The sequence below is a fragment of the Actinomycetospora sp. CA-101289 genome, from assembly GCF_050955895.1.
In the GTDB taxonomy this organism is placed as follows: domain Bacteria; phylum Actinomycetota; class Actinomycetes; order Mycobacteriales; family Pseudonocardiaceae; genus Actinomycetospora.
On record NZ_CP192093.1, the window covers coordinates 3,265,561 to 3,279,198 of the forward strand.

Genomic DNA, 13,638 nt, shown 5'->3' on the forward strand with positions numbered 1-13,638 from the left:
CAGCTCGTGAGGATGGGTCAGCGGGAGCATGTGCGACCCGGCCTCCACCGTCGCCGTCCGCGCGTCGGGGCACGCCGCCGCGAGCCCGGTCCAGCCAGGCCGCCGGCACGATCCGGTCCAGCCCGCCGCGGACGAGCAGCACCGGGACCGGGCGGTCCGCCAGCGCCCGGTCGACGCGGTGCCGGCGTGCGGCCTCTGGCGGACGGCGGAGGTCGGGAGGCCGACAGCAGGGCGGGAGCGGCACCCGCTCATCATCGTCGGCCCGTCGCCCGCCGCCGGCGGGGTGTAACCGGGCCCCCGCTCGGGGCAGACCCCGCCGTGTCGATCGCCGCACCGGGGAGGAGTCCGACCGTGATCCGAGCGGTGGGCGAGGTCGTGGCCTGGTCCGTCGTGCTGGTGGGCGTCTGGACCGCCACGCTGACCGTCGCGACGGGGGGCGACGTCCTGGTCGGGGTGCTGTGCGCCGTCCCCGTCGGCATCGTCGCCCGGCTCGCGCGCCGGGCGCTGGGGCCACCGGTGCGGCCGCCGGCCGAGGCGCTCCGGTGGCTCGCCCTGCTGCCCGCGGCCGTCGTCGGCGACCTCTTCCGGCTGCCCCCTGCCGTGCTCCGCGCCGCTGGGCGGGCCCCGGGCGGCACGGGCGAGTTCCGCGACGTCCCGGTCGTCCGCCCGGATTCCGCCCGCGCCACCTGGGCCGCCTGGATCCTCTCGGCCTCCCCCGGCTCCTACGCCGTGGACGTGGACGACCGCCGGCTGCGCGTGCACGCCCTGTCCGACCGGCCGTCGCACCTGGAGCGGGCGGTGTCGCGGTGAATCCGTGGACCCTGGCGGCGGGAGCCTTCCTCGTCGGCGGTGGCCTCCCCGGGCTCTGGCTCGTCGTCCGCGGCAGCGCCGTGGAGCGGCTCGCCGGACTGCAGCTGACGTCCACGATGGCGACGCTCGGCCTGGTCGCCGCCGTCATCGGGTCCGGTCAGTCGAGCCTGCTCATCGTGCCGCTGGCCGGTGTCCTCATGTCGTTCGCCGGAACGCTCGTCTACACCCGGCTGCTGGGACGGCCGTCGTGACGTCCGCGGTCGCGGTGTGGGTCCTGCTCGGGCTGGCGGTGGTGGTGGCCGTGCCCTGCGCGGTGGCCGCCGCCGTCGTGCGGGACCTGCCGGCCCGGCTCCACCTGCTCGCGCCCGTGACGGCGGTGGCCGGGCCGGCCGTGGCCGTCGCGGCCGGCGTGTCGCAGGGCTGGACGCCGACGACGACGGCCGCCGTGTTCCTGATCGTCGCCCTGCTCGCCGTGACGGGTCCCGTGCTGACCACGGCGATCGCCCGGGCCCACCTCGTCGACGGCGAGGTCGAGGCCCGGGAGGAGGCCCGGTGAGCCCCGTCCTGCTGGTCGTCGCGCTCGTCCTCGTGGCGGTGACGGGCACCGCCGTGGTGCTCACCCACGACCCCGGGCGCCAGGCGATCGTCCTCGGCGTCTTCGGGCTCTGGCTGACGGTCGCGTTCGTCCTGTTCCAGGCGCCGGACGTCGCCCTGTCGGAGCTCGCCGTCGGGACCGCGATCGTGCCGTTGCTCGTGATGCTCACCGTCAGCACCGTCCGCAGGCGGTCGGGCCGGTGAGCCGCCGGGCACGGCTCGCCGTCTTCCTGGTCGCCGCCGCGGGGTTCGTCGTGTGCTGGGTGCTCGCCCTCTCGGGCGCACCGCCGGTGGGCGGGGACGTCCATCCCTCGCGGGACAGTGCCACCGCCGCGGCGGTGGCCCGCGCGACCGCGAACGCCGTGTCCGTCGTCAACTACGACCTGCGCGGGATGGACACCTTCGGCGAGGAGACCATCCTGCTGGCGTCGGTCATCGCGGCGACCGCCCTGCTGCGGCCTGCCGGCGACGAGCGCGAGCACACCCCCGACGCCGAGCCCTGGGTCCTGCCGACCACCCGCCTGCTGGGGCTGCTCGTCCTCCCGATCACCGTCCTGCTGGGTCTCGACGTCATCGCGCACGGCCACCTCACCCCGGGCGGGGGGTTCCAGGGCGGCGTCGTGCTCGCCAGCGGCGTGCACCTGCTCTACCTGGCCGGAAGCTACGGCGCGCTGCAGCGGGTGCGGCCGCAGGCGTGGGCGCCACCGGTCGAGGCCGCGGCCGGCGTGGCACTCGTCGCGGTCGGGCTCGTCGGGCTCGTCGACGGGGCGGGGTTCCTCGCCAACGTGCTGCCGACGGGAACGCTGGGCGCGTTCGCCTCGTCCGGGACCGTCGTCGTGGTGAACGCGGTGATCGGGGTCGCCGTCGGGTCCGGCCTGGTCGTGCTGCTGGCGCAGTTCCTGCGCCAGGACCTGGTCGTGGAGGACCGGTGACCGCGACGGTGACCGTGGCCGCGTACGGGTGCGCGGTCTGGCTGGTCCTCGTCGGCATCCTCGGCATCGTGCGCAGCCGCGACCTGGTCCACGCCGTGGTGTGTCTGTCACTCAGTCAGGCCGGCACCTACGTCCTGCTCCTCGCCGTGGGCTACCAACGCGGGGCGGCGGCGCCGATCCTCGGCGCGGGCGGGGCGGGGACGACGCCGGTGGTCGACCCCGTGGTCCAGGCGATGACGCTCACCGACATCGTCGTCTCGGCCACCGTCACCGCACTGCTGCTCGCCCTGACCGTGCAGGTGGCCAAGCGTCACGGCACGGTCGACCCCGACCAGCTGCGGGAGCTGCGCGGGTGAGCCGCCGATGAGCCCCGAGGCGGCCGCGACGCTGGTGATCGTCGGCCCGGTACTGCTGGCCTGCGTCCTGCTCGGCGTCGGCCGCGTCGTGCCCCGCCCGGTCGTCGACGCCGCGGCCGTCCTGGCGGCGCTGGCGGTCGCCGCCGCCGGCGGGCTGCTGCTCGTGGCCACGCGCGAGCACCCCGTGGTGGTGGCGCTGGGCGGCTGGTCGCCGTCGAGTGGTGGGATCCCCCTGGTCGTCGACGGGCTCGCGGCCGCCCTCGTGGTGCTCGTCGGGCTGCTCGGGACCGCCGCGCTGGTCTCGAGCTGGCGGTACTTCGTCACCGTCGAGGCCCGGTTCCACGTGCTGGTCCTGTTCTTCCTCGCCGGGATGTCCGGCTTCGTCCTGTCCGGCGACCTCTTCGACATGCTCGTCTTCTTCGAGCTGATGGGCGCCGTCGCCTACGCCCTCGCCGCGTACAAGACCGAGGAGGCGCGCTCGCTGCAGGGCGGCCTGACCTTCGGGGTGACCAACTCGCTCGGCGCCTACCTGTCGCTGTGCGGCATCGCGCTGCTGTACGCGCGCGGTGGAGCCCTCGGTCTGGCGCCGCTCGGCGTCGCGCTGCCCCGCCCGGAGGGCCCCGACGCGCTCGTCGTGTTCGCCTTCGCACTCCTGCTGACGGGCTGGCTGGTCAAGGCGGCGGTGGTGCCGTTCCACTTCTGGCTCGCCGACGCCCACGCGGTCGCCCCGACGCCGGTCTGCACGCTGTTCTCCGGGATCATGGCTCCGCTCGGGGTCTACGCGGTGCTCCGGGTCTACCCCGTGGTGTTCGGCGACGTCCTGCCCGCCGACGGCGTCGGCCGGGCGCTGATCGTGCTCGCCGTGGTGACCGCGCTGACCGGCACCCTGATGTGCGCACTGCAGCGCCACCTCAAGCGCCTGCTCGCCTACTCGACGATCGCCCACATCGGTCTGTTCCTGCTCGGCGTCGCCCTCTGGACCTCCGAGGGCGCGACCTCCTCGCTGATCTACCTCGTGGGGCACTCGGCGGTGAAGGCGGCGCTGTTCCTGCTGGTCGGAGTGCTGCTCGCGCGCACCGGGAGCGTCGACGAGCTCGACCTGCACGGCAAGGGCGACCGGTTCACCGGCGTCCTGTTCGTGGTCGGCGGCCTCGCCCTGGCCGGGCTCCCGCCGTTCGGGACGGGCCTGGGCAAGGGCCTGCTCGAGCACGCCGTGGCCGGCGGCCCGGTCGGCACCCTCCTCGTCGGGCTGATCCTCGTGACGTCGGTGGGCACCGGCGCCGCCGTCCTGCGCGCCGGGCTGCGCGTGCACTTCGGGGTCGGTCCCGAGCCCCCCGACCGCTCGCACCCCGAGCAGACCGGGGGCGAGGGCGAGGAGCAGGAGACGACGCCGGGCCGCGAGCAGGCGCGACCGATGATCGGCGCCGCGGTGGCCCTGCTCCTGGGCGGACTCGCGGTGGGCGCCGTGCCCGCCGTGGGGCACCGCCTCGCCGTGGCGGCCGCGGAGGCGCTCGACGGGACCCGCTACCGCGCGGCGGTGCTCGGCGAACCGATCGGGCCGGTTCCCACCGCCACCGGCGCCGAGTGGCAGCTGCTGGAGGTGGGCGTGGGCCTGGGCACGGCCGCGGCCGCCCTCGCCCTGGCCGTGCTCGCCGCCCGCCGCACGACCTCCGCCCGAGAGCGCTGGCCTGGCCGGGCGCGCCGGCGGGCCGAGCACGCCCTGGAGCACCTGCACTCCGGGCACATCGGCGACTACGTCACCTGGCTGCTGGTGGGCACCGTCGTGCTGACGGGCCTCGTCGCCCTGCCGTGAGGCCGCGGGCAGCCGCCCGAGCCGACCCACGAAGCCCCTGCCCTCGACGTCTCGCGTGGCTCGTCACGGGGTGGCGGGTCGGATCGGCGGGTAGCCGTCGGAACGCGGTTGACCCGTCAGCCCTCGTTGTCCGACGACGACGGAACGGGTGAGGCGTCGATGCCCATCAGCCGATTCGAGCGAGCGACCCGGCTGGGTCTCGAGCAGGCCGGTCGGGTCGCCGTGGCCGCGACCGACCTGCGGACACGGGCCCGCACCGGGACCGGGTCGCGCAGTGGCGACCGGTCCGCACCCACCGCGGCGCCCGGCCCGGTGGTCCTGGTCGGTGGCTTCGCCGCGACCGGTCCGGTGCTGGACCCGATGGCCGCCCGGCTCCGGGCACGGGGCCACGACGTGCTCCCGGTCACGACCGGCGCCGGCCTCGGGTGTGCGGGCCGCGCGGCGGAGGCGCTGGCCGATCGGGTGATCGAGACCGCGGAGCGCACCGGGGCGCCGGTGCAGGTGGTGGGCCACAGCCGCGGCGGCCAGTTCGCGCGCGTCGCGGCCGCCCGCGCCGACGTCCGCGCCGGTGCCCACGTGGCGGGGCTCGTCACCCTCGGCGCTCCGTTCGACCTGTACGGGCTGCGCTGGCCGACGCTCGCCCAGGCCGCCGCGGTGTCGGCGGCGGGCAGCCTCGGCGTCCCCGGCCTCGCCACCCTCGCGTGCCTGCGGGGCGGGTGCTGCGCGGCGTTCCGCGCCGGGCTCCGCGCCCCCTGGCCGCGCGACGTGCCGTTCACCAGCATCTACAGCCGTTCCGACCGTGCGGTGCCCTGGCGCTCCAGCCACGACCCGCACGCACGCAACGTCGAGGTCGCCGGCGGGCACCTCGCACTGCTCACCGCGCCACCGGCCTTCCGCGAGGTGTGCGCCGCGCTGACCCGATCCGCCGTGGAGCCCCGTCGGCCCGCGTTCGCCGTCTGACCCCGGCCGCGCCGGTGTCACGCCGGTGTCACGCCGGTTCCGCGCCGAGGAGGCACCGCGGCGTCACCCCTCCGGCCTCCCGGGCGCCGCCGGACCGTCGACGACCTCCCGGGCCCGGACGAGGTCGGCGACCCGGCGCACCGTCGTCGACACGCGATCGACCCGCACCCTCGCGCCGTGCCGGTCCGCGAGCCAGCGGATCTCGACCAGCGTCCCGAGGCCCCGCACCGAGCAGAAGCCCACCCCGGCCAGGTCGAGCACCAGCGCACGACACCCGGCGTGAAGCTCGGCGCTCGCCGCCTGGAGCAGGAGTGGTGCGGTCAGCAGGTCGACCTCGCCGACGACCTCCAGCAGGACGTGATCCGGCGGGAGCCGGCGCGGTCGCACCGCGAACTCGTCGGTCACGGGTGTGAGCGACGGGGCGTACAGAGATCAGGCACGGAGCTCCAGCCAGCGGTCCGATGGGGAGGACCCCGCGCAGCTGGAGGCACGTCGACGGTACCCGACGATCTCCGGCGCATCGTCACCTGACGAAGCGGACGATGCGGCCGCGCCCGGCGGGACGAGCATCGGGCGGTCGGCCGGCACCGCGCACCTGGCTGACCACGCGCAGGAGGGAGCGGCTGCGCCCCCGGAAACCAGTCAGGTCGACGACCAGCTCGTCCCGGGCGAGGCGGCCGAGGTACCGGGTGAGGGCGTGGAGGCGCGCGAGCCCCTCGTCGTCCAGCACCCCGGCCAGGGCCACCGCGAGACGCCCCGGGGAGAAGCACCGGAAGCCGATCGCGAGCACCTCGGGTCCCCGACGTGCCGAGGCGACCCGGGCCTCGGACGCGGCCTTCTCCACGGCGACCCGTCGACGTTCCTCGAGCTGCGGTCCCGGGGCACTCTCGGTCACGGCGTTCCCCCTGCCACGCGGGCGACGCGTCGGTCGCTCCCGGTGACGGCAGAGGGGTTCGCCGTCGGAGTCAGGGTCGGTTACCCGCGTCCGACCGTGGCGCATGCGCTGCCCGGCGCGTCGAGCAGGTCAGTCCTCCGGCGGGCTCGGGGCCTCCGGCTCCTCGGCGTGGTCGCGACGGGCCGCCCGCAGGCGGACGACGCCGCTGTCGAGATCGATCCCCACGACCCGGGCGCCCTCACCGGCGTCGTCGGCATCGTCGACGCCCTCGAGCGCGGGAGAACGGAAGATGCCACCGAAGGCCGTCACGTCGCCAGCATACGACCACGCCCGTCGTCCACGGCTGAAGCGATCACGAAGCCGCCACGGTCCCGCGACGCGTGCGCGCGCGCCCGGTGTGGGGTAGTCAGGGACCAGCGCGGTTCAGCCTCCAGCCCGTCGCCCATCCGGCACGAGACGAGGAGTACCGCCGTGACCGACGTCCAGGAGCAGCAGGTCCGGTCCGCCCTGGCGGGCCTGCGCTTCCCCGCCCGCCACCACGACGTCATCACCTACGCCACCGACCGCGGGGGCGTCGAACCCGACGTGCTCGATGCGCTGGGAGAGCTGCCCCGGCGAGCCTTCAGCGGTCCCGACGACGTGGTCATCAGCCTGCCGGACCACCCGCAACCGAAGGTGGCGACGTAGGTCTCGGCGCCGGCCGACCCGTCGGCAGTGGCGCTGTTCACCCGCCGGCGGGAGGACCGTCGGCGTCCTCCGTGGGGGCGAGGTCGATCGCCAGGGCCCGGAGTCGCTCGGGCGCGGCGACGACGCCCAGGGTGGCGATGCGGCCGCCGGTGAACCCGAAGGTCAGGACCAGGGTGGGCACGCCCTCGTGCACGACGGCCGCGCCCGGGTGGCCGTCGACGGTGGCGGGACGCGCCCGGCGGGCGGGGGCCGAGAACCGGCGGGCCTCCTCGGCGATCGCGCGGGCGCCGTGGACGGTGGCGGCTCGACCGGGAGCGAGCAGGACGGGGTCGACGTGGCGGACCGCGTCCGGGGCGAGGAGGGCGACCATCGCGGGCACGTCGCCCTCGCGCAGGGCGTCGAGGAACCGGGCGACGACCTCGCGGCGCCCGGCGAGGTCGTGCCGGTCGTCCGCGGCCCCGAGCCGGGCCCGGTGACGGGCGCGACCGGCGAGCTTGCGGGTGGCCTCGGTGGACCGTCCGAGGACGGGCGCGATCTCGTCGAACGGGACGGCGAAGACGTCGTGCAGGACGAACGCGACCCGCTCGGCCGGGGCGAGGCTGTCGAGGACCACGGCGACGGCCCGACCCACCGAGTCGGCGAGCACCGCGTCGCCGGCGGGGTCGTCGGGGCCTGCCTGGTCGAGGTCGGGCTCGTCGAGGGCCTCCGGCCGCGCGTGACGTGCCCGCAGGCGGTCCAGGCAGATCCTCGAGGTCACCGTGGTCAGCCAGCCGCCGAGGTTGTCGATCCCGGTGGGATCGACACGCCGCAGCCGCAGCCAGCTGTCCTGGACGGCGTCCTCGGCGTCGGCGGCCGACCCCAGGAGGCGTTCGGCGACCCCGCGGAGGCGCGGCCGGTGCTGCTCGAACGCCGCCGCGACGCCGAGGTCCCCGTCGTCCCCGTCGTGGTCCATCTGTCCCCTCCCGGCGTCGGGCTCCGTCAGGGAGATGACGGTCCGCGCGACGCGCGTGGGACACCGCATCCTCCCGGAGGTGCTGGATCGATGGTCATCGCCTACATCGGGGTCACGGTCGCCGCGATCGTCGCCAACGCGCTCGCCGCCGGCGCCGACCTCACCCGCGCGCAGTTCGTGCTGGACAACTCCGCCTCCGTCGGGGTCCCCCTGTCGTGGCTGACCCCGCTCGGGCTGCTCAAGGGAGCCGGTGCCGCGGGCCTCCTGCTCGGCCTGCTCGGCGTACCCGCCCTCGGGACCGCCGCGGCGGCCGGCCTCGTCCTGTTCTTCGTCGGCGCCGTCGTGACCCACCTCCGCGCGGGCGACCGGTCGGCGGCGCTCGCCTTCCCCGCGTCGTTCCTCCTCCTCGCCGTGGCCGCGCTCGCCGCCGGCGTGCTCGTCGGGTGATCGCGGGGACACCGGGGCCGCTCGCGACGAGAGCCCGGCGGCCCCCCTGGGCGCCGGGCTCCCGTTCGGCGGCTCAGTGGATGTGCGAGCCGCCGTTGACGTCGTACGTCGCGCCGGTGACGTACCCGGTCTCCTCGCGGCAGAGGTAGGTGATGAGGTCGGCGACGTCGTCGACCCGGCCGTTGCGCCCGACCGGGATGCCGGCGAGCAGGGCGGTCTTGCGCTCGCCCACCAGGGCGCCGCCGGTGATGTCGGTGTCGATGAGCCCGGGCGCGACGCTGTTGACCGTCACCCCGGCCGGGCCCAGCTCGCGGGCCAGGGCACGGGCGAACCCGAGCTGACCGGCCTTGGCCGCGGAGTAGGCGACACCGCCGAAGACGCCGCCGCCGCGCTCGGCGGAGACCGACGAGAGGAAGACGATGCGACCGAAGCCGCGCTCGGCCATGCCGGGCGCGAGACGGCGGGTGACGTGGAAGGCGCCGCGGACGTTGACCGCGAACACCCGCTCCCACTCGGCCGACGTGACCTCGAGGAACGGCACCGGCGAGGTGATGCCGGCGTTGTTCACGAGGGCACCGACCGGGGGCAGCGCCCCGGTGACGGTGGCGAGCGCGGTCTCGACCGAGGCGTCGTCGGTGACGTCGCAGGCGGCGCCGAGGGCGGCGACGCCGTGCGCGGCGGTCACCGCGTCGGCGGTCTCCTTGGCGCCGGCCTCGTCGAGGTCGAGCACCGCGATGTTCCAGCCGGCGGCGGCGAGGGCGTGGGCGGTGGCGCGGCCGATGCCGCGGCGGGAGCCGGCGCCGGTGACGACGGCGGTCATGTCGGAGGTGGACACGGGGTTCTCCTGGTGGCGAGGTGGGTCAGGCGGAGGGCGGCGCGGGATCGGCCGGCCAGGGGGCGCCGTCGTCGAGCTCGGCCTTGATGCGGGCGACGACGGCGTCGGTGGACAGGCCGTAGCGGTCGTGCAGGGTCGGCAGCGCGCCGGCGGCGAGGAACTCGTCGGGCAGCCCGATCTGGCCGAAGCGCGTGGCCACGCCGGCCAGGGCGAGGGAGGTGGCGACGGCCTCGCCCAGACCGCCGACGACGGTGTGGTTCTCGCAGGTCAGGATCAGCCGGTCCGAGCGGGCGGCGCGGACGATGGCCTCGCGGTCCAGTGGCTTGATCGTCGGGACGTGCAGCACGGCGACGTCGACGTGGTCGGCCTCGAGGCGCGCGGCGGCCTGCAGCGCCCGCATCGTCATGAGACCGGTCGAGATGAGCAGGACGTCGCGCCCGGTGCGCAGCTCGGCGGCCTTGCCGAGCTCGAAGCGGTAGTCGTACTCGTCGAGGACGGTCGGCACCGAGCCGCGCAGCAGCCGCAGGTAGGTGGGCCCGTCGTGGTCGGCGAGCGCCGGCACGGCGGCCTCGATGTCGACCGAGTCGCAGGGGTCGACGATCGTCAGGTTGGGGCAGCCGCGCAGGATCGCGAGGTCCTCGGTGGCCTGGTGGCTCGGCCCGTAACCGGTGGTGAGGCCGGGCAGGCCGCCGACGACGTTGACGTTGAGCCCGGGCTCGGCGATGTCGAGGCACAGGAAGTCGTAGGCGCGGCGGGTCGCGAACACCGAGTAGGTCGAGGCGAACGGGACCAGGCCGACCTCGGCCATCCCCGCGGCGGCCCCGAGCAGGACCTGCTCGGCCATGCCCATCTGGAAGAAGCGGTCCGGGTGGGCCGCGCGGAAGACGTGCATGTCGGTGTACTTGGCGAGGTCCGCCGAGAGGCCGACGATCTCGGGGCGCTGCTCGGCCAGCGCGGCGAGCGCGTGCCCGAACGGGGCCGGGGTGGTGCGCTGGTCGGCGTCGGCGAACGACGCGATCATCGCCGACGTCGTGAGCCTCTTCTTCGGTGCTGCGGTCGTCATCGGGTGTGTCCTTCCAGGAGCTGGTCACGGGCGGTCTGCCACTCGTGCTCCTCGACCCGCAGGAAGTGCGCCTTCTCGCGGGTCTCGAGCATCGGGACGCCGCGCCCGGGGCGGGTGTCGCACAGCAGCACCGACGGGGCGGTGGGGTCGGCGGTGAGCTCGTCGACGGCGGCGACGAGGGCGGCGACGTCGTTGCCGTCGACCCGTCGGACGGTCCAGCCGAAGGCGCGCCACTTGTCCTCGAGCGGGTCGATCCGCAGCACCCCGGCGGTCGGGCCGTCGGCCTGCAGGCCGTTGACGTCGACCACGGCGAGGACGTTCGACAGGCCGTGGTGGGCGCACGACATCGCCGCCTCCCACGTCGAGCCCTCGTCGAGCTCGCCGTCGGAGAGCAGGTCCACCACACGGGCGCCGTTGCCGAGGTGGCGCAGCCCGAGGGCCATGCCGGTGGCGACGCCGAGGCCGTGGCCCAGCGAGCCGCCCGAGATCTCCATGCCGGGGGTGTACGAGGCCATGGCCGACATCGGCAGGCGCGAGTCGTCGGAGCCGTAGGTCTCGAGCTCCTCGGCGGGGATGATGCCCGCCTCGGCGAAGGCGGCGTAGGCGGCGATCGCGTAGTGGCCGATGGAGAGCAGGAAGCGGTCGCGGTCCGGCCACTCCGGGTCGTGGGGCCGGAAGCGGAGCACGTCGCCGAACACGACGGCGAGCACGTCGGCGACGCCGAGGGCCTGGCCGATGTAGCCCTGGCCCTGCACCTCGCCCATGTCCAGGGCGTACCGCCGGATGCGGTAGGCGGCGTCACGGAGCCGTGCGACGCGGTCGGGGTCGGGGTCGGCCGGCCCGGCGGTGCCGGGGGCGGTGGTGGTCAGCGAGGTCATGGGTGGTCCTCCTCGAGGGACGGTGTCAGCGGCCGGCGGTGGAGGCGTCGGCGGTGGTCGCCACCGGCGCGCCGTGGGACGGGGCCGCCGCGGGCAGGGCGAGCGAGCGCTCGAGCGCGTCCACCTCGGCGCGCTCGGCGGGCCCCCAGGTCTCGCGGGTGAGCAGCGTCGCGACGATGCCGAGCACGCCGTAGGAGCTGATGAGCACGGCGGGGCCGATCCAGCCGAAGCCGGCGTAGAGGGCGGTCGCGATGAGCGGGGTGAAGCCGGAGACGACGGCCGAGAGCTGGTAGGCCAGCGACGCGCCGGTGGTGCGGGTCCGGGCGGCGAACAGCTCGGAGAACCACGCGCCCTGCACCCCGGCCAGGGAGTTCTGGCAGATCGCGTAGCTGACGACGAAGGCGAGGACGACCGCGATCGCGGTGCCGGTGTTGAGCAGCAGGAACAGCGGCACGCCCCACAGCAGCGTCACGACGGTGCCGAAGAGGTAGACCGGCCGGCGGCCGACGCGGTCGGTGAGCGCGCCCCAGCCGATCGTGGCGGCGATGCCGAGCGCCGAGGCGATCATGGTCGCGGTGAGGCTGACGCTGCGGTCGGCCAGCTTCTCGCTGGTCAGGTACGAGAGCACGAAGGTGACGGTGACGGCGTAGCCGGCGGTCTCGGTGGTGCGCAGGCAGAACGCCCGCAGGACGTTGCGCCAGTCGGTGCGCAGGACCTCGGTCAGGGGGTTCTTCGCGATGTTGCCCTCGTCCTTGAGCTCCTCGAACTCGGGCGACTCCTCGACCTTGAGGCGGATGATGATGCCGACGGCGATGAGGACGGCGCTGAGCAGGAACGGGACCCGCCACGCCCAGTTGCCGCCGAGGGGCACGCTGGCCAGGAAGGCGAGGTTGGCCAGCAGCAGCCCGACGGGGAAGCCGGCCTGGGTGATGCCGGTGTACAGGCCCCGTTTGCGCCAGGGCGCGTGCTCGAAGCACATGAGGATGGCCCCGCCCCACTCGGCGCCGAACGCCAGGCCCTGCACGACGCGCACCGCGACGAGCAGGACGCCCGCCCACACCCCGATCTGGTCGTAGGTGGGCAGGGCGCCGATGGCGACGGTCGCGACGCCCATGAGCAGCAGCGACGCGACGAGCACGGGCTTGCGGCCGATCTTGTCGCCGAGGTAGCCGCCGATGATGCCGCCGAGCGGGCGGACCGCGAACCCGATGCCGAGCGTGGCGAACGAGAGCAGGGTGCCCGAGAGCGGGTCGTTCGCCGGGAAGAAGACGGTGTTGAAGTAGAGGGCGGCGGCGACGCCGAAGCCGATGAAGTCGTAGGTCTCGATGGTGGCGCCGACCGACGCGCCGATCGCCACGCGCTTGCGGGCGGGGGTGCCCTCGACGGGGTGTCGCGGGGCGGGGTCGGTGCCGGGCGGGGCTGCGGGCCGTTCGGTCATGGTGATCTCCGCTGATCGTGAGGACTCGACGAGGCCGGCAGCCGCGCGGTTCGGCCAACCTCAACAGTCGACTGTTAACAGTCGGCGTTGAAGACGATGGTGCGGTCGGGCCGCGCGTCTGTCAACAGTCGACGAACGACGGTTTCAGCGGCTCTGAGCTGGGATGATCACCCCCGGACACGCCACGAGATCGTCCCCGGCCGGCGGAGCGACCCCGACGCTCCCCGCCGTCAGCGGGCGGTGTCGGCGGGCGCGAAGTGGTCGGCCGCCGCGCCCATGTGCGCCTCGACGACCGCCAGCGCCGCCTCGAGGTCGCCGCTCTCGAGCGCGTCGATGATCGGCGCGTGCCGGTCCCCGGCCATCATGACCGGCGACCCCTCGGCGTCCCCGGCCATGATCGTCACGCGGATGCGCCCCTCGAGCGCGCGCCAGGCCTCGACCAGCATCGAGTTGCCGGCGAGACGGCACAGCAGCAGGTGGAAACCGAGATCGGCCTCGACACGCTCGGCGAAGTCGCCGGTGCCCAGTCCGCGCAGGGCGTCACGCAACGTGGCCACGGCCTCCTGCCGCCGGTCCGACGCGAGGATCTCCTTGACGGCCAGCCCCTCGAGCGCCGCCCGGACCTTGAACAGCTCGCGCACCTCGGAGCCCGACAGCTGGTTGACCCGCAACATCCCGCGGTTGCCTGCCGTGACCAGGCCTTCCTGCTGGAGGTGACGCAGCGCCTCGCGCACCGTCCCCCGGCTGACGCCGAGATGGCTCGCGAGCTCGACCTCGCCGAGGTGATCGCCCGGGCGGTACCCGCCCGACGTGATGGCCGAACGGAGCGCGGCCAGCGACCGCTCACGCAGGGTGCTGCGATCCAGACTGGCCAACGGCTCGACGCTCACGGGCCCGATCCTAGCGCCCCTGCCGACAGACGAGCTGGCGACTGTTGACACGGCGCGCGGCCGGCTCGACGGCTGAGCGGTCCCGATC

19 protein-coding genes are annotated in these 13,638 nt (G+C 75.2%); 10 read left to right on the forward strand and 9 right to left on the reverse strand.

Features of this window, described 5'->3' with window-relative positions; translation table 11 throughout:
• The first annotated feature begins 351 nt into the window (after positions 1–351).
• The 8 genes from ACQPX6_RS16350 to ACQPX6_RS16385 all read left to right on the forward strand — a co-directional run bounded on the left by ACQPX6_RS16350 (position 352) and on the right by ACQPX6_RS16385 (position 5,465).
• Complete coding sequence (locus ACQPX6_RS16350) at positions 352–810, forward strand: Na+/H+ antiporter subunit E (RefSeq protein ID WP_433781291.1); 459 nt, start codon at positions 352–354, stop codon at positions 808–810.
• Positions 807–1,061, forward strand: coding sequence for a monovalent cation/H+ antiporter complex subunit F (locus ACQPX6_RS16355; protein ID WP_433781292.1), 255 nt, complete (start codon positions 807–809; stop codon positions 1,059–1,061). The genes ACQPX6_RS16350 and ACQPX6_RS16355 overlap by 4 nt, the downstream gene beginning before the upstream one ends.
• Positions 1,058–1,366 (forward strand): monovalent cation/H(+) antiporter subunit G, encoded by a 309-nt coding sequence (locus ACQPX6_RS16360; protein WP_433781293.1) that lies wholly within the window; start codon positions 1,058–1,060, stop codon positions 1,364–1,366. Before ACQPX6_RS16355 ends, ACQPX6_RS16360 begins: the two co-directional genes overlap by 4 nt.
• Positions 1,363–1,608, forward strand: coding sequence for a Na(+)/H(+) antiporter subunit B (locus ACQPX6_RS16365; RefSeq protein ID WP_433781294.1), 246 nt, complete (start codon positions 1,363–1,365; stop codon positions 1,606–1,608). Before ACQPX6_RS16360 ends, ACQPX6_RS16365 begins: the two co-directional genes overlap by 4 nt.
• Positions 1,605–2,336, forward strand: coding sequence for an MnhB domain-containing protein (locus ACQPX6_RS16370; RefSeq protein WP_433781295.1), 732 nt, complete (start codon positions 1,605–1,607; stop codon positions 2,334–2,336). Before ACQPX6_RS16365 ends, ACQPX6_RS16370 begins: the two co-directional genes overlap by 4 nt.
• Complete coding sequence (locus ACQPX6_RS16375) at positions 2,333–2,692, forward strand: sodium:proton antiporter (protein WP_433781297.1); 360 nt, start codon at positions 2,333–2,335, stop codon at positions 2,690–2,692. Before ACQPX6_RS16370 ends, ACQPX6_RS16375 begins: the two co-directional genes overlap by 4 nt.
• 7 nt (positions 2,693–2,699) lie before the next feature.
• Complete coding sequence (locus ACQPX6_RS16380) at positions 2,700–4,505, forward strand: complex I subunit 5 family protein (RefSeq protein ID WP_433781299.1); 1,806 nt, start codon at positions 2,700–2,702, stop codon at positions 4,503–4,505.
• Between the two features lie 159 nt (positions 4,506–4,664).
• Positions 4,665–5,465 (forward strand): esterase/lipase family protein, encoded by an 801-nt coding sequence (locus ACQPX6_RS16385; RefSeq protein WP_433781300.1) that lies wholly within the window; start codon positions 4,665–4,667, stop codon positions 5,463–5,465.
• 63 nt (positions 5,466–5,528) lie between these two features.
• Here the strand turns inward: ACQPX6_RS16385 and ACQPX6_RS16390 are convergent, their stop codons facing one another.
• The 3 genes from ACQPX6_RS16390 to ACQPX6_RS16400 form a co-directional block, all read right to left on the reverse strand.
• A complete protein-coding gene (locus ACQPX6_RS16390) occupies positions 5,529–5,870 on the reverse strand; it encodes an STAS domain-containing protein (RefSeq protein WP_433781301.1) in 342 nt (113 codons plus the stop codon).
• Positions 5,871–5,988: 118 nt separating this feature from the next.
• Complete coding sequence (locus ACQPX6_RS16395) at positions 5,989–6,360, reverse strand: hypothetical protein (protein ID WP_433781302.1); 372 nt, start codon at positions 6,358–6,360, stop codon at positions 5,989–5,991.
• Positions 6,361–6,489: 129 nt separating this feature from the next.
• Positions 6,490–6,669 carry a hypothetical protein gene (locus ACQPX6_RS16400; RefSeq protein ID WP_433781303.1) on the reverse strand — a complete coding sequence of 60 codons (180 nt, stop codon included), beginning with the start codon at positions 6,667–6,669 and terminating at the stop codon, positions 6,490–6,492.
• A gap of 162 nt (positions 6,670–6,831) precedes the next feature.
• Between ACQPX6_RS16400 and ACQPX6_RS16405 the strand changes: the two genes are divergently transcribed.
• The gene (locus tag ACQPX6_RS16405; RefSeq protein WP_433781304.1) at positions 6,832–7,047 is read left to right on the forward strand and encodes a DUF2795 domain-containing protein; all 216 of its coding nucleotides are present in this window, start codon (positions 6,832–6,834) and stop codon (positions 7,045–7,047) included.
• 37 nt (positions 7,048–7,084) lie between these two features.
• Here ACQPX6_RS16405 and ACQPX6_RS16410 read toward each other — a convergent pair whose 3' ends face one another.
• Positions 7,085–7,999, reverse strand: coding sequence for a sigma-70 family RNA polymerase sigma factor (locus ACQPX6_RS16410; RefSeq protein WP_433781305.1), 915 nt, complete (start codon positions 7,997–7,999; stop codon positions 7,085–7,087).
• A 90-nt stretch (positions 8,000–8,089) separates the two neighbouring features.
• Between ACQPX6_RS16410 and ACQPX6_RS16415 the strand changes: the two genes are divergently transcribed.
• The gene (locus ACQPX6_RS16415; RefSeq protein ID WP_433781307.1) at positions 8,090–8,446 is read left to right on the forward strand and encodes a DoxX family protein; all 357 of its coding nucleotides are present in this window, start codon (positions 8,090–8,092) and stop codon (positions 8,444–8,446) included.
• Positions 8,447–8,519: 73 nt separating this feature from the next.
• On the opposite strand, the gene ACQPX6_RS16420 is transcribed toward ACQPX6_RS16415, so the two are convergent.
• The 5 genes from ACQPX6_RS16420 to ACQPX6_RS16440 form a co-directional block, all read right to left on the reverse strand.
• Positions 8,520–9,281: an SDR family NAD(P)-dependent oxidoreductase gene (locus tag ACQPX6_RS16420; protein WP_433781309.1), complete on the reverse strand. Its 762-nt coding sequence runs from the start codon at positions 9,279–9,281 to the stop codon at positions 8,520–8,522.
• A 25-nt stretch (positions 9,282–9,306) separates the two neighbouring features.
• Positions 9,307–10,344, reverse strand: coding sequence for a transketolase family protein (locus ACQPX6_RS16425; protein WP_433781310.1), 1,038 nt, complete (start codon positions 10,342–10,344; stop codon positions 9,307–9,309).
• Positions 10,341–11,222 carry a transketolase gene (locus ACQPX6_RS16430; RefSeq protein ID WP_433781311.1) on the reverse strand — a complete coding sequence of 294 codons (882 nt, stop codon included), beginning with the start codon at positions 11,220–11,222 and terminating at the stop codon, positions 10,341–10,343. The genes ACQPX6_RS16425 and ACQPX6_RS16430 overlap by 4 nt, the downstream gene beginning before the upstream one ends.
• 25 nt (positions 11,223–11,247) lie before the next feature.
• Positions 11,248–12,660, reverse strand: coding sequence for an MFS transporter (locus tag ACQPX6_RS16435; RefSeq protein ID WP_433781312.1), 1,413 nt, complete (start codon positions 12,658–12,660; stop codon positions 11,248–11,250).
• A gap of 230 nt (positions 12,661–12,890) precedes the next feature.
• Complete coding sequence (locus ACQPX6_RS16440; RefSeq protein ID WP_433781314.1) at positions 12,891–13,550, reverse strand: GntR family transcriptional regulator; 660 nt, start codon at positions 13,548–13,550, stop codon at positions 12,891–12,893.
• Positions 13,551–13,638: the final 88 nt, after the last annotated feature.

Coding starts and splice junctions, on each gene's coding strand:
- ACQPX6_RS16380 (WP_433781299.1), top strand. CDS start 2,700: ATGAGCCCCGAGGCGGCCGCGACGCTGGTGATCGTCGGCCCGGTACTG.
- ACQPX6_RS16385 (WP_433781300.1), top strand. CDS start 4,665: ATGCCCATCAGCCGATTCGAGCGAGCGACCCGGCTGGGTCTCGAGCAG.
- ACQPX6_RS16410 (WP_433781305.1), bottom strand. CDS start 7,999: ATGGACCACGACGGGGACGACGGGGACCTCGGCGTCGCGGCGGCGTTC.
- ACQPX6_RS16415 (WP_433781307.1), top strand. CDS start 8,090: ATGGTCATCGCCTACATCGGGGTCACGGTCGCCGCGATCGTCGCCAAC.
- ACQPX6_RS16425 (WP_433781310.1), bottom strand. CDS start 10,344: ATGACGACCGCAGCACCGAAGAAGAGGCTCACGACGTCGGCGATGATC.
- ACQPX6_RS16430 (WP_433781311.1), bottom strand. CDS start 11,222: ATGACCTCGCTGACCACCACCGCCCCCGGCACCGCCGGGCCGGCCGAC.
- ACQPX6_RS16435 (WP_433781312.1), bottom strand. CDS start 12,660: ATGACCGAACGGCCCGCAGCCCCGCCCGGCACCGACCCCGCCCCGCGA.